The organism is Lentzea sp. NPDC058450 (genome assembly GCF_042721395.1).
In the GTDB taxonomy this organism is placed as follows: Bacteria; Actinomycetota; Actinomycetes; order Mycobacteriales; family Pseudonocardiaceae; genus Lentzea.
In genome coordinates, this window is sequence record NZ_JBHXLO010000001.1 from 376,775 (window position 1) to 395,180 (window position 18,406).

The 18,406-nt window shown below is 61.8% G+C and carries 15 protein-coding genes and 1 tRNA gene; 7 read left to right on the plus strand and 9 right to left on the minus strand.

Going from position 1 to position 18,406, the window contains the following annotated elements; translation table 11 throughout:
• Positions 1-305: 305 nt before the first annotated feature.
• Positions 306-391 (plus strand) — tRNA-Leu (locus ACFWNN_RS01900).
• Here the strand turns inward: ACFWNN_RS01900 and ACFWNN_RS01905 are convergent.
• The 5 genes from ACFWNN_RS01905 to ACFWNN_RS01925 all read right to left on the minus strand — a co-directional run bounded on the left by ACFWNN_RS01905 (position 370) and on the right by ACFWNN_RS01925 (position 5,595).
• Positions 370-2,118 (minus strand): recombinase family protein, encoded by a 1,749-nt coding sequence (locus tag ACFWNN_RS01905; protein ID WP_382437929.1) that lies wholly within the window; start codon positions 2,116-2,118, stop codon positions 370-372. The two genes, ACFWNN_RS01900 and ACFWNN_RS01905, sit on opposite strands and share 22 nt — an antisense overlap.
• 150 nt (positions 2,119-2,268) lie before the next feature.
• Positions 2,269-4,347, minus strand: a complete 2,079-nt coding sequence (locus ACFWNN_RS01910) for an FtsK/SpoIIIE domain-containing protein (RefSeq protein ID WP_382437930.1) — start codon at positions 4,345-4,347, stop codon at positions 2,269-2,271.
• Positions 4,344-4,937: a hypothetical protein gene (locus ACFWNN_RS01915; RefSeq protein WP_382437931.1), complete on the minus strand. Its 594-nt coding sequence runs from the start codon at positions 4,935-4,937 to the stop codon at positions 4,344-4,346. Before ACFWNN_RS01915 ends, ACFWNN_RS01910 begins: the two co-directional genes overlap by 4 nt.
• A complete protein-coding gene (locus ACFWNN_RS01920) occupies positions 4,934-5,260 on the minus strand; it encodes a hypothetical protein (RefSeq protein ID WP_382437932.1) in 327 nt (108 codons plus the stop codon). The genes ACFWNN_RS01915 and ACFWNN_RS01920 overlap by 4 nt, the downstream gene beginning before the upstream one ends.
• Positions 5,257-5,595: a WhiB family transcriptional regulator gene (locus ACFWNN_RS01925; RefSeq protein ID WP_382437933.1), complete on the minus strand. Its 339-nt coding sequence runs from the start codon at positions 5,593-5,595 to the stop codon at positions 5,257-5,259. Before ACFWNN_RS01925 ends, ACFWNN_RS01920 begins: the two co-directional genes overlap by 4 nt.
• Positions 5,596-5,944: 349 nt before the next feature.
• Between ACFWNN_RS01925 and ACFWNN_RS01930 the strand changes: the two genes are divergently transcribed.
• The 3 genes from ACFWNN_RS01930 (at position 5,945) to ACFWNN_RS01940 (ending at position 8,375) form a co-directional block, all read left to right on the plus strand.
• The gene (locus tag ACFWNN_RS01930) at positions 5,945-6,328 is read left to right on the plus strand and encodes an XRE family transcriptional regulator (RefSeq protein ID WP_166053843.1); all 384 of its coding nucleotides are present in this window, start codon (positions 5,945-5,947) and stop codon (positions 6,326-6,328) included.
• Positions 6,329-6,456: 128 nt separating this feature from the next.
• Complete coding sequence (locus ACFWNN_RS01935) at positions 6,457-8,028, plus strand: transcriptional regulator (RefSeq protein WP_382437934.1); 1,572 nt, start codon at positions 6,457-6,459, stop codon at positions 8,026-8,028.
• Positions 8,025-8,375 carry a signal peptidase I gene (locus tag ACFWNN_RS01940; protein ID WP_382437935.1) on the plus strand — a complete coding sequence of 117 codons (351 nt, stop codon included), beginning with the start codon at positions 8,025-8,027 and terminating at the stop codon, positions 8,373-8,375. The genes ACFWNN_RS01935 and ACFWNN_RS01940 overlap by 4 nt, the downstream gene beginning before the upstream one ends.
• On the opposite strand, the gene ACFWNN_RS01945 is transcribed toward ACFWNN_RS01940, so the two are convergent.
• Positions 8,364-9,896, minus strand: coding sequence for a transcriptional regulator (locus tag ACFWNN_RS01945; RefSeq protein WP_382437936.1), 1,533 nt, complete (start codon positions 9,894-9,896; stop codon positions 8,364-8,366). The genes ACFWNN_RS01940 and ACFWNN_RS01945 overlap by 12 nt on opposite strands.
• 342 nt (positions 9,897-10,238) lie before the next feature.
• On the opposite strand from ACFWNN_RS01945, the gene ACFWNN_RS01950 reads away from it, so the two are divergent.
• The 3 genes from ACFWNN_RS01950 to ACFWNN_RS01960 all read left to right on the plus strand — a co-directional run bounded on the left by ACFWNN_RS01950 (position 10,239) and on the right by ACFWNN_RS01960 (position 13,101).
• Complete coding sequence (locus tag ACFWNN_RS01950; protein ID WP_382437937.1) at positions 10,239-11,303, plus strand: helix-turn-helix domain-containing protein; 1,065 nt, start codon at positions 10,239-10,241, stop codon at positions 11,301-11,303.
• A 117-nt stretch (positions 11,304-11,420) separates the two neighbouring features.
• Positions 11,421-12,263 (plus strand): DUF5753 domain-containing protein, encoded by an 843-nt coding sequence (locus ACFWNN_RS01955; protein ID WP_382437938.1) that lies wholly within the window; start codon positions 11,421-11,423, stop codon positions 12,261-12,263.
• Between the two features lie 88 nt (positions 12,264-12,351).
• Complete coding sequence (locus tag ACFWNN_RS01960) at positions 12,352-13,101, plus strand: hypothetical protein (protein WP_382437939.1); 750 nt, start codon at positions 12,352-12,354, stop codon at positions 13,099-13,101.
• A gap of 25 nt (positions 13,102-13,126) precedes the next feature.
• On the opposite strand, the gene ACFWNN_RS01965 is transcribed toward ACFWNN_RS01960, so the two are convergent.
• From ACFWNN_RS01965 to ACFWNN_RS01975, 3 genes are all read right to left on the minus strand, one after another.
• The gene (locus ACFWNN_RS01965; protein WP_382437940.1) at positions 13,127-15,415 is read right to left on the minus strand and encodes a tetratricopeptide repeat protein; all 2,289 of its coding nucleotides are present in this window, start codon (positions 15,413-15,415) and stop codon (positions 13,127-13,129) included.
• A 313-nt stretch (positions 15,416-15,728) separates the two neighbouring features.
• Positions 15,729-16,382, minus strand: a complete 654-nt coding sequence (locus ACFWNN_RS01970; protein WP_382437941.1) for a hypothetical protein — start codon at positions 16,380-16,382, stop codon at positions 15,729-15,731.
• Between the two features lie 1,441 nt (positions 16,383-17,823).
• A partial coding sequence (locus ACFWNN_RS01975; RefSeq protein WP_382437942.1) for a hypothetical protein occupies positions 17,824-18,406 on the minus strand: 583 nt, incomplete at its 5' end.

Sequence of the window (18,406 nt, forward strand, 5' to 3'; positions counted from 1 at the left end):
AGCCCACATCCCATCGGCACCCTGCGCCCCGAGCAGCCGAGCCCCAAACCCCTCAGCCCCCACCAAGGCCCGAGTAGCCCGCCAAACCCCCTCAGGCGCCCCCACAAGATCCCGCTCAACCTGCCACCGCAAGGCAGGATCAGAGTCCAACAACCACTCAGTCAGCTCCCGCATGCCAGGACCCTAGCCCCACCCCAACCCTCCAACCAGCACAAACACCACACCTTCCCCCCGATTTTGGCCGACGCTGACGATCATGTAATCTATGCACACACCACGGCGCGAGCCGAGGCACAACTAAACAAGTCCGGGTGGCGGAATGGCAGACGCGCTAGCTTGAGGTGCTAGTCCCCGAAAGGGGGTGGGGGTTCAAGTCCCCCCTCGGACACCAGCGTTATTCACCCCCACGGGGTTGATGGAGACATCAGCAACGTGGGGGTTTTGCTCGTACCGAACTTGCAGGTCTATCGCCTCGTACAGCTCTTCGAGTCTGGTCGGTGCACTACCTCTCAACGCTGCGCTGACGTCGCCTATGAGGTCGATCGCCGCGTAGATCTCAGCGACGTCCACCTCCACCGGGGCTGGGACGTTGTCCAGAGCCGCCCGTGAGGCAAGCCTCTCGGCCTGCGCCTCGTTGATCGCCTCGACCAGCGCCGCAGGGTCCACGCCGGCCATGATGGCGTTCTGGAACCTGGTCAACTTGGCTTCTGCTTCAGCGAGCCGCTTCTTCGCTGCGTCGCGTCCGATCTGCACGACCGGCTCTTGTGAGTCCATCAACGCGGCAACGGTCCGATCGCGGTTCTTACGGTCGAAGACGTGCCCCAACCAGCCATTCACCGCGTGCTGGAGCGCGTCTTCTCTCAAATAGACCGCACCCGGATGCGACGTGAGAACAGGAGATCCCGGAGCCAAGGTGCGCGCAGGACACCTGTAATACATCGCTTTCTTGCGCGGACTGCCCTCCATCTTCCGCCCACAGATGTCGCACCGGATACGACCGCGGAACAGGTAGCGGTGTTTCAACGCGCGTCCGGACCGTTCCGCCTTCCGCGCGCTCCGCAGGTTGCCCTTCGACTTCCGCAGAAGCTGAGCGGCCGTGAAGTCCTCAATCTCCACGATCTTCGGGTGCGCTGGATTCCGTGACCGGACCACTCGATCCGGGCTGGCCTTCCTGAACCGCACCACATGACCGGCTGACACGTCGTCAGGGTCGAGCAGCGTCTCGAACTTCGTAGACCGACCAAAGAACGCGTAGCCGGTATAGCGAGGGTTCTCCACGATCGCCCGCACGGTGCTGCCCTGCCATCCATCTCCCAGCCGATGCTTGTTCTGGTCAGGCCGGCGCGCGGACGGACACAGAATCCGATCCCGGTTGAGCCCATTGGCAATCGCCCGATCACCCATGCCGCTCAAGTACTCGGCAAAGATGCGCTGAACGACCCATGCAGACTCGTCATCGATCGCGAGCACCCGCAACCGGTACCCCTCCGCCGCCTTACGCGGATTCGGATGCGGACCACCGTCCGCCGTCACGTACCCGTAGGGCGCTCGCCCGCCCTGGTGCCGTCCCTCGTTGAGCACCTGCGTGTCCATCGCAGCCCGAACACGAGCCTGGACGTGCTGGCGCTCGGACTCGCTCATGCCACCGAGCACGCTCATCAGCATCTTGTGTGACGGATTGCGTGAGTCGTACTTGCCACCCAACTCCGGCACCCACAGATCGACCCCGTAGGCCTCGAACCGCGGAGCGATCAACGAGAACTGATTGCCGAACCAGCACCTCGTCCCCTCCCCCACCACCACGGCATTCCAGCCACGATGCGGGTTCTTCAGCGCTGCCAGCAGCCGTGACGCCTCGTCCCGTCGTTCCCACGGCACCGACCGCGACTTCCCGACATCGAAGAACTCCTCCACGATCCGGCCGCCCAGCGGCCCGACGAACTTCTCCGCGTTGCCAAACTGCCAACCGCGCGACGTCTCCGGGTCCTGGTTGTCCTCAGTCGAGCAGCGCCCGTAGCCCGCTACCGCGCCGATGCCGTCTTCCACGACTTCGCTGACCTCGATGCCCCACAGGTCATCAAGCGTCGCCCACGGGTCCCGGCTGATTTCAACAGTCATCACACCTCCCTCCCGAAGACCCGTCCAGGGCCTTCGCCTCGCTCAGCTCAAACAGGATGTCTAGCAGTATGCGGCTAACTCTCCTGTTCAAGACAGGTAGCTCAGCTGGAAGGTTGACCTTCAGCTCACCGGCTTCCGGATCTTCGCTGGTCATAGCCGATCCACAGCACGCAAGCTCGATGAGCCGATTTCAACAATCGCGGCTCGGATGTCCGCAGTCAGGTAACCCCGGACCCGCCGCGTGCCCTCGTCCTCCTGGACGTACTGCCGCGTAGGCCGGCAACCAAGGCCACCCATGTCCTTCCCGAACGTCGTCGGCTCGACGTTCAGCGCCGCCACCAGCTCGGCCGTAGGCACGAACTCCCGCTCGTCCAGTCCGTCACCGAGGTAGTCCACGACCGCAGCCAAGGGCTCCGGCAACTCGATCTCGTCCCGGCTCGGCCCGTCGATCTCCCGCACGACCTCCGCGTGGTGGAGCAGCGGCGTGTCCTGACCAGCGGCCTGCCCGGTCAGCGTGCCTTCGGCCTCACGGAGTGCGCGGCCGCGTTCGCAGATCGCCCGCCAGTCCTCATTGGGCATGTAGAACGTCCGCACGGTCAGCGCGAGCACATCGGCCCCGGCCTGCGTCTCCCCGTCCGGCCGCAGGATGCCGACGCCCTTGTGCGACGGAAGCAACCGGCTGCTGTCGTACCCACGGGTGTTCATCTGCTCCCCGAGCACGATGTTGCTGTCACGCCAGTCCATGACCCGCAACGCGAACCGCGACCCGAGCACCGCCCGCAACTTCGACGGAATCGTGTTGCTGTCCGGCCGTTGAGTGGCGAGCACAAGCACCAGTCCGGCCGCGGGTGCCTTCTTCGCGAGCCACGTCAGCAACTCGCCGATCTGCTCCCCTGCTGTGAGCTTCTTCCCTTGAACCACAACAGGAGTGCGATCCTCCAGTGCAATGTGGACCTCGTCCACAACCAACGCCGTAATCGGCATGTCCAGCGACGGATCACGCGACATAGCCGGCGTCACCTTCGACTCGGGACACGTCACGTCGTCGAGGTCCTGCATCCGCCGATAGCGCCGCTGAACATCAGCAACCAGCTCAACTAGCCAGTCCAGAAACCTCAACACGTGTTCACCGTCGTCACCGGCCATGAACCGGTGCGCGACCTGCTCCGCAGCCTGCCAGTCCTTCCCGTTCTTGAAGTCGGCGATGTACAGCCGCGCGTGCGGATCGAGGATGAGCCCAGCCGCGGCTAGCCGTTCGGCCATCGTCTTCCCCTGCCGCGGAATCGCGCCGATCAGCACAGACGTCCACACCAACGGCAGGTCGATCCGCCGTCCACGCGCGTCAGTACCGAACGGCACCGACCGCCACGCATCCCAACGCTCGACCGCGAGCAACGGCGTTCCGATCGGTGGTGAGGCGTACGGGTCCTCATCAGCCACCCACATCGCCACACGCCCAGCATGACCACCGTTGCCACGAACACGCTCAACGCTCAGCTGGATCTCGTCCACCGCGAGCGCCGACGCCAGGTCCTCCCGGTGCTTCACGACGCCGGCTGCCTTGCGTGTGGCCGGCAGGTCCACCGTGATCGCCCAACCGGCACCCTGCCGAGACGCACGCTCGACCAGCCGAAGCGACTCGTCCTTCCCGATCAGCTTGGCGTCCCGAAACGCATCGACCAGCACCTGAGAGTCCATCGTCCACGTCAGCGTGCGCGGCCCGGAAAGTACGGACTTCCTCCCTGGTGAGCCATCCTTCGCCCGTCCGACGATTGCCAGCACAGCCGCACCGACGCCTCCAACGCTCCACAACACCAGGTCGCCGTACAGCGCCCAAGCCACCGTGACCGCCGCACCACCCGCAACCAGCACGGTCCCCGTGACCTTCCACCGGAACAACGTCAACGCACGGATCTCAACGAACTTGTCTGCCAGCTTCTCCGACTGCTCGGCAGCATCGCGGTAGTCCCGCACCCGTACCCAGTTCCGCCAGCCACGCGCCGCAAGCACCACCCCGCGGCCAACCGCACTCGCACACCGAAGCGGAGCCCGAAGCACCCAACCGAGCGCGTCCTTCGCAGCGAGCTTCAACGCCTCCCTAGACTTCAGCGCCGAAGGCACCGCCCGCGAGTAGCGCCAGGTCGTCTCGATCCGCCGGACGAGCGCCGCGCGCTCGTCGACCAGTTCCCCTTCCAACACCTGCTCGGCCGGCACCAGCTCGCCGCTCATCGCTGGTCTCCGTTCAGCTCAGCGGCCAGCTTCGAGGACAACCCCCGCGAACATCCAGTGACCTCGCGAACCCAGGCCGGCGACACCTTCGCGTTCGACTTACGTGCCTTGCGAGCCACCGCCATGTACTCCGCGAACGACGTCCGCGGGCCAGGTGCCACGGCCTCAACCCTGGCACCCGCAGCGGTCCCGAGCTTGTCCCGCAGCTCCGTCACGGCCTCCGCGGCGACGAACACGACGAGCGGCGGCACCGAGTGCAACACCACGAGCGCCGCGGACCCGGCCACGAACGCACTCCACGTGTTCATGACGTACGTAGCTCCGAGCGTGAACCACTTCGCGGCCCGCACCCATCCCCCGAGCCGCAACCCGTGCCGAGCCGTCACCTGCTCGGCACGGAGGATCGCCAGCAGCACCAGCGACACCATCGGGTCCAACAACCATGCCGCGAACCAAGCCAACGACCACACCGCAGCACCAGCGGCCGCGAACTGCTGAACGTTGGTCATCGTGAACGCGAGCCCCAGCAAGATCCCGGTCCAGCACAACCGGTCCACCTGCACAGCAACCCGCTCGATCGGCTCGCTCACTTCCGACCACCACCACGAGGCTCGTAAGTGGTCACCGTGAGCGCCTTCGTCAGCGTGTAGGACGCGAGCAACGCCGGAACTCCAAGCACCGCGAACAGCAGCCAGCCACTCCCGCCGTGCGTCACGACCACCCACTGAACGATCACGATCAGCACGGCGTTCACGACCACGCGGCCACCAAGCGACATCAACCGAACGCCCGTCTTCGCTGCGTTCGCCGCGGCCTTGGCCCGACGAGAACCAGCCCGCCAGACCAACACGAGCACCAAGAGCACGCCGACCGCAGCCAGCACTTGAGTGGGAGTCACGCTGATGGCGTTCATGAACGCGGCCCCCTCTCGGCCCGTTCACCGCGCTGAAGCCAGTGCTGATGCACCTCGCGCCGCTCGTCCTCCGGCAGCGCTCCCCACACTCCGACCGTCTCAGCGCCGGCCGTGCGCAACTCCAGCTCCAAGCACTCATCCCGCACCGGACACCCAGCGCACTGCCGCTGAGCCAACTCCCGATCGGTCAGTTCCTCGTCCGCCCACGGCGGTTCGCCCGTGAACGCCCACATGCACAGCCCGTCGCTCTGAACGACGTCGGTCAACTCATCGGTCGGCACCCATCGCAACCGGTCCAGCGACCAGGCGATCCCGACCAGCCGCAGATCAGTCACGAAGCACCCCCGGCTCCGAAAGCACTCGCCGAAGCGAGCTACCAGAGACGACGAGGCGCCCGTACTGACGCTCGGCGGTCAACAGCCCGAGCCGGATCGCCCGGAACACGCGTCCCTGACTGATGCCGAGCACCCAGGCGGTCTCGCGGATGGAGTGAACAGAAGACACAGAAGCACACATAGGAATTAGGCCTTCCAAGAGGAGAGCTGACGATTTCAGCTCTACTTCATTGATTTCAGCGCACTCAACGGCGCGCTCGATCGCACACGGCTGGAAATGCGCCGTGTCGCGTAACCGAAGAACGAAAAGCGGCTAATCTCAGCGCTGAGGCGGAGCGCGGAGGAATACGTGTCGGAGGATTGGGCGGCAGTCGCCAGAGCGATCAACGAGCGCGTGAACGAGCTCGGCTGGCGTCAACGCGAGCTCGCGGAGCGTTCGAACGTCTCCCAGGCGATCGTCCGCGAGATCCAGCACCACACAGTGGAGCGCCGGCGGGGGCCGCGAACGCTGGAGTCCTTGTCTACAGCCATGGGCTGGCACCCGATGCACCTCGACGCGGTGCTGCACGGCCGCCGTCCACCCGAGCGAGACGAGCCGATCACCGACCCCGGCGACTCGCTTTGGTCGCGTTTGGACAGTGTCGAACAGCGCCTGATCGACATCACCGAACGCCTCGACGACCTGAAGTCGGACCTCGCATCCGTAGCGAAGCAAGTCCGCGAGAACCGGTAGCCGAGTGCGTTTCCGCTGGTTAAGCGCCCTGATTTCCATGCACCAATTCCAGCGCGAATAGCCGCCCGAACCCATGCATGTCCAATGCAAGTTCAATGCAGGTTCTGCGCTCTGGGGGTAGCGCGAGCATGAGCGTGAACGACGAGTGGACCGGCCAATCAGCACGCTGCCTCCAGGCAGCACTGCGCATGACTCACGAGGCGTTCGCCGAACACCTGGGCATCGGCGTCCGTACCGTGGCCTCTTGGCACCAGAAGCCGGACACCAAGCCGCGCTCCGGACTCCAGCGCGAACTCGACAAGGCCCTGACCAACGCACCGGCAGACGCGGCGGACCGCTTCCACGAGCTGATCAACGGCGGTCCGCTCGACCTGCCGGTAGGCGCAGCCAGGGACGCCGAACTACGCCTGAGCGAGGACGCGACGATCGTCGCCGCGCTGAACTGGCTCGACGATCACGCAGGCTGGAACCCTGGCACAGCCCGCCGCGAAGTAGCCGCCAGGCTCGCCGCCCTCGACCTGCACGCCCTCCAGGACCGCGGAGTCAGCCGCGGCCGCGTAAACCAACGCGACACCGCCCGCGCATTGGCGGACTACTACGGCACCTCGACCACCGGCCACGGCCGCTACTCGGCAAAGTTCGGCACGAACACGGCCGCGTCAACCACGGTCCTGACGCACCCGGACTGGCTAGACCTCGACGCCCCGCTGTTCCCCAAGCAAGACAGGCTGAAGCTGGCCGGCGTAACCCCAGGCGACAACATCGCGATGGACGAGGAGAGCGCAGACCGCGCCGCGCAACGGCTGGCCGAAACGCTGGCCCTGGGACACCGCATGGTGAACATGCCGCTGTTCCGACTGCTCGACGTGGACATGCGGAAGCACCAGCTCGCGGGCACCGTGGGCGTGACGGACTTCGTGGGGTACGTAGTGACGATGGACCTGCTCGAAGGCGAGCTGGTCGACGCACTCACCACGGACATGCCGACGAACCCCGGCTCACTCCCCCTCCGCGACGCTTACATGCCGAACCTCTCCGCCGCGCTGAACGTCGGCGACCGGCTGTGCGCAGGCGGAGCACTCGCCCTGACCGCGTTCGCGCGCCCCGCGGACGCGTTCCGCAGCGAGCCGGACTACCTCCTGCTCATCCAGGAACGCTCAGGCCACGTGATCAACGCAGCCCGCCGCCTGGCCGTCATCCCCAAGGGCTTTCACCAGCCGCTGACGGACTTCCGCGCCGACACGCAGGTGGGCGCGACGCTCCGCCGCGAGATGGAAGAGGAGCTGTTCGGTCGCGACGACGTGGACAACACGGTCGGCGAACAGCGCCACGCCGACCCGATGCATCCAAGCCGGCTGTCCGAGCCGATGAGCTGGCTGCTCGCCGAACCGGGCCGCCTGCGCATGGAGTGCACGGGCTTCGGGCTGAACCTCGTGAGCGGCAACTTCGAGTTCGCCAGCCTCATCGTCATCGAGGACGAAGAGTTCTGGACGCGCTACGGCGGAGACGTCCAAGCCAACTGGGAAGCGTCCCGTCTGCACCAGTACTCCAGCCGTGATGCGGAGCTCCTGGACGAACTCGTCAACGATGTAGCTTGGAGCAACGAAGGGCTCTTCGCCCTTCTGCAGGGCCTCCGCCGCCTCCGAGAAATCGGCGGCACCCGCGTGGACCTGCCAGAGATCGAATGGGAGATCAGGTGACCGCCAACTGGCAAGCCGGCAACGCAGCGGACGACAGCACGGAGACCCGCGGCTGGCTGGTCGGACACTTCATCGACCCGTCGATCGGCGTCCGCTCCCAAAAGGACGTTGAAGTGAAGTGGGGAACCCACCCCGCCGGCGACAAGCGTCCAGAGTGGACCGCAGATGACCAGCGCACGACCCTGGTCCTGTTGGTAGAAGGCAACTTCCGCGTGGACACAACCGACGGCAGCAAGACCATGAGCCGCCAGGGCGACTACATCATGTGGGGACCGGGCGTCGACCACTCCTGGGAAGCCCTCGCGGACTCTGTCGTCATGACCGTCCGCTGGCCATCACAGACCTGACAACTCGAAGTTCGGCAGCTTCACCCGCGAGCCACCGACCTCACGCAACCGCCGGAGCCCTTGGAGCAACGCGAACAACCCTTCGTTGCTCCAAGCCTCTTGCTGCACCAGATCAGTGATGAGTTCACGGTCCAGGCTTGAGTACAACGTCAGCCCGGACGCCTCCCAGTTGGCTTCGAGCTGTCCCCCGAACTGCGGCCAGAACTCCTCGTCCTCGATCACCACAAGCGTCGCAAACTCATAGTTGCCGCTCACGAGGTTCAATCCGAATCCGGTGCACTCCATCCGCATCCGGCCCGGTTCTTCCTCCAGCCACTTCATCGATTCGGACCACCGCCCCGGATGCATCGGCGACACAGCGCGCGTGGTGCCTGCGGTCCCGTCCACGTCGCCACGCCCGAACAACTCCTCTTCCAACTCGCGCCGGAGCGTTGCACCGATGCGTACATCTGCCCGCGGATCAGTGAGCGGCTGATGGAACCCCTTGGGGATGACCGCCAACTTCCCAGCTGCGTTGACCACCTGGTCCGATCGCGTCTGCACGATCAAGGCGTAGTCCGCAGCACCGCGGAACGGGTCAGCCGGCCGCGCGATCGCCACCAGCGACAGAACCCCGCCCGCACATACCCGCCCCGCCACATCGAACACAGACTCCACGTCCGGCAAGTACCTGTCTCGCAACGGATGCAGCGAGCCGTCCACCGAATCGGCAAGCTCAGCTTCGAGCAGGTCCATCGTCAGCGCGTACTCGACAAAGCTCCCCACGTCGACAGCCCCACCCACACCCCGGCTACTGACGTCGATCTCCACCAGCCGGTACAACGGCAAGTTCGCGAACCGCACACTCAGCGCCGCGGCCGCCACGAGCCGTTCAATCGCCGACTCCGCGTGCACCACGGGCGCTGTCCCTGCCCGATGAACAAGGACGAGCCGCTCGTTCTCCGCTTCGAGCGCCAGTCCGAGGGCATCCCACTCTGGCCTCGTGAGCACGCTGGTGCGCACCTCCATGCCAGGACCGCGGACCCCGAACGTGCTGTTGGTCCGGTAGTACCGGTGCGCCGCCTCCGCGACCCGACGTCGGCCAACCCGACTCCGCCGCGAATGTTGTCCCTGGACCACCCCGATATCAGCGATCCTCAAGCCAGCGTCCATCTTCGCCTCAGCCAAACCCGAAGGCCAACCTGCCGCTCCGTCGAGCCACTCGCATGCGCTGATCAACCCGGGATGAACAGCCATGCCAGCAGGAGTTGCCGCAGACCCGCGCTCCATCGGCGCAGACAACAACTCCTCGACCGGCGTGTCGAGCATGTTCTCCAACAACCTGGCCGTGCTTGCCTTCATCTGGCCAAGAGGCTTGCCAGCAGACCGACGACCAGCAACAAGCCGCTGAAGGTGCCTGAGCCCGAGCGACCCAGGCTCTCGATTCTCACGCGCGTACAGCTCAGCTTCCTGGACGAACTCCTCCAGAGTCAGCCGACGTTCCCAAATCCGCTGCTCAAGCACCGTGCGAAACGTCCGCATGGCTCCTCCTAGCTCCAGGTCGCAGCAGGTCGCCTCAAGTCACCTGCAGGCCGTACCGCTGATCGTGCGCTGATGGAATCTTGATTTCAGTCTGACACGACCGCTCAACGACCGTCAGACCGTCCGGTGACGTGTGGACTCCGCGTCCGCCTCAAGCACGTCACCAGACACCTCAAGCACACGCCAGCCTGGATGGGAGTCGCGATGACCGCACTCACGATCACCCTCGGCCTTGTAGCGGCATCAACGTGGACATGGGTCGTCGGCGACCACTACGACTGGTGGCGACGAGCAGCCGCGCGACGCCGTCGACAGAGACATAGCCACTAGGCAGGCGTTCCGATGAACGACCTCACGGCCGAAGCGATCGGCGAGAAGTGGTTGTCGCTCACCAACGAAGAGCGCTCCGAGTTGCTGTCACTGCGGCGTGAGAACCAGCGCAACAAAACGCGCTCGACTATGCGCCCGCCAGCCCCAGCAACAGCGACACGCACCAGGCCAAGGAACCCGGATATGCCCAAGAGGTACGCCACCGCGCGCGGCCGTGAGTTCGGCGAACGAATGCGAGCAGCTATCGCGCAAGCGGGCATGACCTCCCGACAGCTCGCAGACGTACTGGGCTGGCAGGAAGCCAAGGTCTCGGACATGGTGAACGGCAAAGGGGGCATCACCCTTCTGGACCTCGTGCTGGTGCTCGGCGCCTGTCGAGTCCCCGAGCCGGAACGCAAGTATCTGCTCGACCTCTTCCCCGATACGGAGATGGACGGCTGGTGGCAGCCGCACGGCAAGTGCGCGCCGGTGAGATCGGGCACGGCAAGATCCAACCTCGCGGCGGCCAGAACCCTCGTCAGCTGGCATCCGCACGCGGTTCCGGATTTACTCCGGACTCCTGACCACGCGCGGTCGCTGCTTGCCGCTTCGGCCACCGTGCCCGCGGCTGAACTCGACGAGCGGCTGCGCGCGTTGCGCGAGATGCAGGAGCTGCTTCGTAACGATCTCCACTGCACGTTCTACATCCACGAGTTCACGCTCGAACTTCAAGTCGGCAACCGCGAAGAGCAGGTCGCGCAGCTGCAACACCTCATGCGCATGGCGAGTTGGAAGAGGATCAGAATCCTGATCCTGCCCGCAGCCGCTGGTGCACATGCCGGCATGGCCGGACCGTTCACGCTGCTCACGTTCGCGAAGTACCAACCGCTGGTCTGGATCACGACCGAGAACTCCAGCCTGTTCGCCGAAGAGGAGCACGCAATCCAGGGGTACGAAGCGGTCGTCCAAGCGCTCAACGAGATCAGCCTCGACGAGGACCTGTCAATAAAGTGGATGGCTCGCCGATGTGTACGCCTCCAGGAGGCCGCTGAGAGCCAGGCCGTGAGCAGCGAAGACGAAACCTTTCCGCCGCTCTAGGCGGAAAGGCCCTCACCCCCGACATGAGAGTCGCCGACATGATGTCCAAGACCGGTACCTACGCGCTGGGTTTTGCCGCCGTCGAAGCCGCTGCGAAGCAACTGTGTCGATCTCCTCATGCCTAAGGACTTCCGGGCTACCGCGCTTGAACGTGCCATTGGTCGAACACTGAGCAGGTGGCGAGACGACCGCAGCTTCAGTCTTCTCGAAGCGGGCAACCGCGTCGGCTTCAGCAGCGCCAAGCTATCCATGATGGAAAACGCCATGCAACCATCCGCAGCAGTCGACATCATGGCGCTGGGATACGTCTACAGGGTTCCCGCACCCGAGTGGCAGTTTGTGACGTCGCAGGCGCAACACGCCGCGGACCTAAGGGCACACCAACAGCCGCAAACTGCGATCTTTGACCCGGCTGAGGACCTACCCCTGCTGATAGCCGATGCGACACGATTACGGATGTTCGCCTCAGAGACGGTGCCGACTGTCTTCCAACTCTCCGCTTACACCACTGCAACAGTCCGGTGGGACGACCAGGCCAAAGTCGTGCAGCTCTTGCGCGCCAGGGAAACGTGGGTAACCCGATCAAGCAGTGACGACCCCATTGCTGTCGAAGCCGTGCTCTCGGAAGCGGTGCTGCGACAGCTGGTGGGCGGTAGTCGCGTGCTGAAGGCACAGCTGCTTCACCTCATGGAGGTGAGCGAGCAGCCGAACATAAGCCTCCAGATCATGCCCTACTCAGCTGGGGCACATCCGTCGATGGGCGGCTCGATCACGTGGCTAAGCTTTCCACACAGACAGCACAACGACGTGGTGTATACAGAAACGTTTTTGCGACGCGAGTATGTGGAATCGCACAAGCAAGTTGAACAGGTGTCGGAGCGGTTCTCGGCATTGCAAACGCTGGCCCTGAACGAGGGGGACTCGTTGGAACTCATCGCTGAAGTCGCTGCGATGATCTAATCGGACATGTCGCATCCCGCCCAGCGTGTTCCCGACCTCCTGTGACTAGAGATTGAGCTACAATCGGAAGCTGCCGGCAGACATCTTCATGCAGGAGTCGATCGACTTGAAAGCAGCGTTTCCCCACCTCGCAGCAGACCCAGAGTGGGTTACATTCACCCCGATTGAACCGGGTGATGTCCCGACATACCTGGCATTCGCTGCTGCCACGATAGCGGCAACCATTGCGTGGCTGGCGTGGCGAAGGCAGGTAAAGAACTTCAAAATACAGGAGGATTCTCTTAAGACTCAGATTAACCTTCTGCGCGATCAAATCAGCCAGCAACAGGAATCCTTTAGCAAGCAGCTCGAATCCATGGCGGAGCAAGTTGCCTTTATGCGCGAGGAGTCGTTGTACCGGCAGCGCCTCGAAGAACGTGGGCAGGCTGTGCTGATCTCCACATGGCCAGGCGAGGACGCAGCAAATCTTCTAAATAGGTCGGGGCAGCCCGTCCACTCGGTCGTCGTAACCTCAGTTGCCGTACAAGGTGCCGCGTGGAACAAAGGCGAAGAGCTTCCTGAGCACTTTCATCATTCCCATCGGCGGGAGCTCAGCCTGCTACCTGACGGCGAGTGGCACGTGCCGATCGGCTTAGTGAAAGGCGGAATGCAATTGCGACCAGGGACGGAAATTGCATTCACCGATTTCCAGGGAGCACACTGGATTCGACGCGCCAACGGCCAACTGGAGCGAATTCACACAAACCCCATCGAATATTATAATTTGATGAGGCCAGCAGACATCTGTCTGCCGAGCTACGGACTGGCTTCGCGGAGAACCGGCGCACTGCCAGATTAGCCGCGCGATTACACTGGGCTCGCGCCTACATTCCATACATAATGAGCCGATTTCCCTCACGATGAAACTTGAAGCCGAAATGGGCGTAGAATCGCTCGAAGCTGGGCCTAGGATCCCCATCCTCCAGCAATCTAGCAGCCTCCGCCTCATTGCCCATCTCGGTCTCACAGTACGCCTGCAGCTCCCTCGCTGATTTTTCAAGCGACTGCTCTCTCGCAGACAACCCCGCAAGGTGCTTGCGAGCCTCGGCAAAAAGATCACGCACAGCAAATGGCGGCACATCAGTCCTAAGAAGAAAAAGCCCGTAGTTGAATTTAAAGACGGCTATTTCAGGCGTCGGTTCGACAGCAAGCCGCTCCATCATGTGCAAGCCTTCACTAAGTAGCGCTGACGCGGACTCGCTCACTCCGAGGTCTGCCAGCACCTCTCCACGCCTAAACAAGGTTCTTGCCAGATTTGGCGATAGGAGTTGGCTTTGCCGTGCGATATTCTGGCCTACGCGTAGAACCCTAGCTGCTTCAACAAGATTTCCTGAATCTCTGTGCACTGTTGCCAACATCAAGTGGCTCTCGACTGCCTCGTTCCACTCGCGATCACCTACCGCTTTCTCCACCGCTTCTTGGGCAAGCATCAACGAACCGCGCAAATCTCTCATTTTGAACCGATTGCGCGACAGATCCGAAATCGATTCGATCAGCCGACGCTGATCACCCTCTCTCTCGTATACTCGCCTTGATTTCTCAAATAGCTCTTCCGCTTCACCAAGCAGACCTTGAGCCTCACGCAGAGTTCCAAATGCGCCGAACCCAATTGCCGTCAAAACATGATCAGGCCCATAGAGTCTCAACTTGATTGCTAGCGATTTTTCATACAACGATGCAGATTCAATACCTCCATCCTGATCCGCGACCAAGCGAGCCAAGTTATGCATTAGGCTTGCACGCGAGGATTCGGCGCTTTCGTCGTTGTGCCCACGCAGAAGATCAAGAGCGCCTCTCAGCATCCGCTCAGCCTCTGCTCGTTGCCCTCTCTGCATTAGATACGGCGCCAACCTGTTGTAAAAATACGTAATTCCAGCCGGATGAATTGACTCGGCAGAGAGATGATTGATGACTGCCATGCAATGGGGCATGAGGAGTTCGACTACCGGCCACGCGGCGACGTCCGTCGTACGCTCTGGAAGCTGATCCGTAAGCAGTTGGACTGCAGACATAAGGCTCCGCTTGCGATCGACACCTACGAGCGACCATCGAACAACGTCCTGAATTAGTTCATGCGTCGACACCAAGTTTCCGTGGCGCTCAAGCAGCGAGTTTGAGCGCAACCAAGCGATACAGTCTTCGATTTCCAGAAGCTTCTTCGGAACGAACGATGTGAACGGCGCATCACTCCCTGAAACAACCAGAGTGATCGGCGTGGAAGCAACAAAGGTTAGAGTCTTCAACAACCCTAGAGCCTGCTCGTCCACTCTTTTCAATACCGAAAGAATCAAGGAGCTAAAGGAGTCAGCTCCCATAACGCCCCTACCAAGAAGCTCCGCGCGTTCCGATCGCAGCAATTCCAAATACGCTTCAGCCGGCATACCCGTATCGGCAATGAAGCTCGCCGCTTGATCCAAGGCCAATGGATGCCCAACCGTGGCCGCGTAGATCTCCTCCATAATCGCGGCTGGTAGACCTTCACCTGCACTCAGCATGATCGCCGAGGCCTGTTGCATTGTTAGTTTTGGAAGCCTATAAAGCAGCTTGGCTGACGTCCAAGAAGATGCCTTCGTGGTGACAATTACGTGGCCGCCGGAGGATGGAAGGAGCCGCTCGATGCCTGAATCTTCGACATTGTCGAAGACGATCAGCCAACCGGAAATGCCTTCCAGACGAACCAGAACTCTTCGTACATAGTCTACGACTGGTTCGCCATCGACCTGGGCGAGTCCGACGTAGGGGCCAATCGCGGCAAGATCAGTGAGGGTAGTGATCTCATCATGCCCCCGCACCCACCATCGGAACGTGTATTCTGCTGTCGATTCTTGAAAGTAGGAAAGCGCCTCCTGGGTTTTACCACAGCCAGACACTCCGGAGACGACGACCTTCGCCATACCCTGAAGGCGCTCATAGATTTCCTCTTGCACATCTTCTCGGCGGACGTATCGATAGGCTTTGTGCGGCAAATGAGAATACGAGACGGATAGATCAACTGCGGCAGAGAAGCCTACGTATCGGCTTTCGTGCTTCTCTTTCCACCTAAAGAGAATCGCAGGTGGATAGTTTTTCCAAGCGTCGTCATTAATTCGATGATGACGCCTGCACAGAATCATGCAGTTCTTATATGAGTCAGTATAAGAACTAGGCAAGCTCGGATCATGGCGAGCAGAACCAGATGCGCTACCATAGATATGGGCGATCTCGCCGATGGTGACCCACTTGTACCTATCCCAGATGACTAGCTGCTGTTCACATTCTGGGTGAGCACAGACGAGACCAGACCGAGCCCAGAGAAGGTTACAATCCGGGTTCGGCGGACGTTCAGTCATATCATCGACCCCACATGTCTACCTCAAGCACTGGGCTCCGCTAGGGCTTCAGCATCCTTCTGCTAAAGCGGATCCACTTCGCCAGGGATCTCGCTTGTCACTTCGACACTACCGATCGCTTGCGTCGCTCAGCCTGAACCCTTTTGGCACAAAAATACGACCGCGGATGCTTTACTCCGTACCACAACCTAGCGACCAGTCGACTCGATTTTGCGAAGGACCGCTTCATCCTCCTCGCGCCTCTGCGATCAGCACCGAGTTCGATCCTTATCTCATCGACCAGAGACTGACGGGCAGCTCGAACCGCCACACTCTCACTTTCGCAGTTTGCTTTCTTGCTTTCATACGGCCCCGCCGGCCGAACATAGTGCTGCAAACCTTCGAAGCTATTTATTAAACGCTGAGCCGCCCGGAAAACCCGATCACCAGCGATGAGTTCAAGCTCAGACAGCCGCTGTTCGTAGGCGTCCTTAATTTCAACCAAACTAGCGTACAACTGATTCAGCTCTCGGCTTGTTTCATCGCTAATTGCTTCATTGCTTGAGCGGTCCGCAATATCCGCTATCCGAGAGCAGCTTGCGAGAAACGGGTCAACCCCTTTAAGTAGGCGCGCAACATCTTCAAGCTCAACTGTGCGCCGCCACTGAGTTAGCTGAATTTCCTTATTCGCCCGCGACGTCAAAACTGCGTTAATAAACGAGAAGGCAGCTGCGGTGAAAGCAGCAACTGTCGCCCATATGGTCGCGGTCACCGGTTTCTGACCATCTGAGCCACACAAACTGAGCCGGGACAACCGAGCACCAGCATCATGCTTCTGGCCTCCCTCTCAGGCCGCGGCAGTATGTGCGGCCCATCAAGACGACGAACGGATACCTTCCTCGGCGACGACGCGACTAGCGTGTCGCTCTCTTCGGAGCCGCAAGTGAGGCGGCTCCGCTGCTTACCAGGACGGAGACTGTAGCTGCTGCACAGTCTTACAGCCGGTGTGCGCTGCGGTGTGTCCGCTCATCAGGTGTTCCCAGCAACATGCCTCAGCACGAGACCGCCTGCCACAGTGGTTGTGGTGGTCACGAACCGCTCGCAGTATGGCCCGCGAGCGGTTCGAACGGTCCGCAGCCCCAGCAGGCAACGCGCGGCGACTGGATGTCACTCGGGGACGCATCAGCTGTCCCGTCCTCCCCCGGCCAGGCGAACCGGCAGCGTTGGCGAGAGAGCGAGCTCTTGCGGACAGCCGCAGGCTTACCCGTCCCGTGTCCTCCTGCGTCGTACTCCCTGGCAGCAGGCTTGAAGACGCGATAAGTGCGTGTCCCGCATGACGATCGCTGCGGGACACGCCAGCCAACGCCGGCCACGTCACCTACGCAGAGCCAGCCAGGGCTACGCGAGTGAGAAAAGGTCGAATGCCGACTCCCACTGCTCGACCACACCACCGGGAGCCACGATCAGGCACCGCTGCACGTCGTCGTGGAGCACCAGTTCCTTAACGTAGAGGCCCGCCATGATCGTCTTGCCCGCGCCGGGTCGTCCGCGAGGAGGAACTCCAACCGCACGCGCAAACTCCTGCCGACTGCACCACGACGTTCCCCACAGAACGTCTGCCCTCAGCAGACAAGTGTTACCCGGCCGGCATGCCAATCACGTCGCGCGTTGGCCAGCGTCTCCACGAAGATCGGACTCGCGGAGACCAGCTGTGCTGCGGCCGCCGATACAAACTGGCGGTCAACCGAGCCAAGTCTGCGACACCGGTATATCCAGGGCGCCGCAATATCGTAGTTATCATGTCGAGTTAAGATTACGTCAGCTATCTTCGCGCGCCAATTCCTCACTAAAGAACTCGATAGTCTCTAACCTGGTTCCGTCTGGACGAGTCTCGATAGTCCTTCTTTTAACAACACCACGTGCTATTCGCCGCGAGGCAGCCTTTTTTTCGCTCTGAAGACGCTTCTCAATGCTTTCCTCTAGCGTCTCCTCAATCAGCTCAGTCGAGATCTCGGGACTGCCCTTGCTAAACCAAGCTGCGGCTCCGCCACTTGCCGCCGTCGTCACACCTACCGCTACCCAAGCAACCGGGTTGCTTGTAAGTGTCGTAGCGATGTTAACCGCGACCCCCACACTCGAAGTTAGGACAGCGGTTAACATTCCCGATAATAGCGGACGCCCGCTGAGTTGCCTCAAACTCCACGTTGAGCTGGTCATCGTTGGCCGCCTATGGCCAAATCCCGCTGCAACGATACGGCTTCAGCCAGCGCTTGCTCGTAGGACCTTCGCGACGCGTCGTTGCCTTCGATCGCTAACGCTTCGCGATAGAGACCGATGGCCTCTACGAGCGCGGCCTGATCACCCAGTCGTTCGGCACGCTCCTTCAATAGCGATGCAAGATTTGATAGGTAGGTCTCTTTGGATGTGTCGCCGAATTTCGAACCGACCAGAGCGGCTCGCGTGGCTTCAATTGCCTCATCGAGGTCGGCTTGATTTCCAAGCGACGCGTATCTCAATTGAAGGATCGTGGCCAGATTCGAAACATACGCCGGGCCTGTCGCAGACTTCCGCGGAGTACCTGCCACTGCACGGCGAAGCACCTCCACCGCCTCGTCCAAGTCCGCAAGATCACCAGACACTGCATGACCTTGAGCAAGAATCAATCCAAGATTTGAAAGCCGCTGCGGGTAGTCAGGAGATTCAGGAGATGTTGATTGTATAGACTCACGAAGGTAGGCGACAGCCGCACTCAGGTCATCAATGTCATGTGAGTACTCGAATCGAGCACGAAGCGCG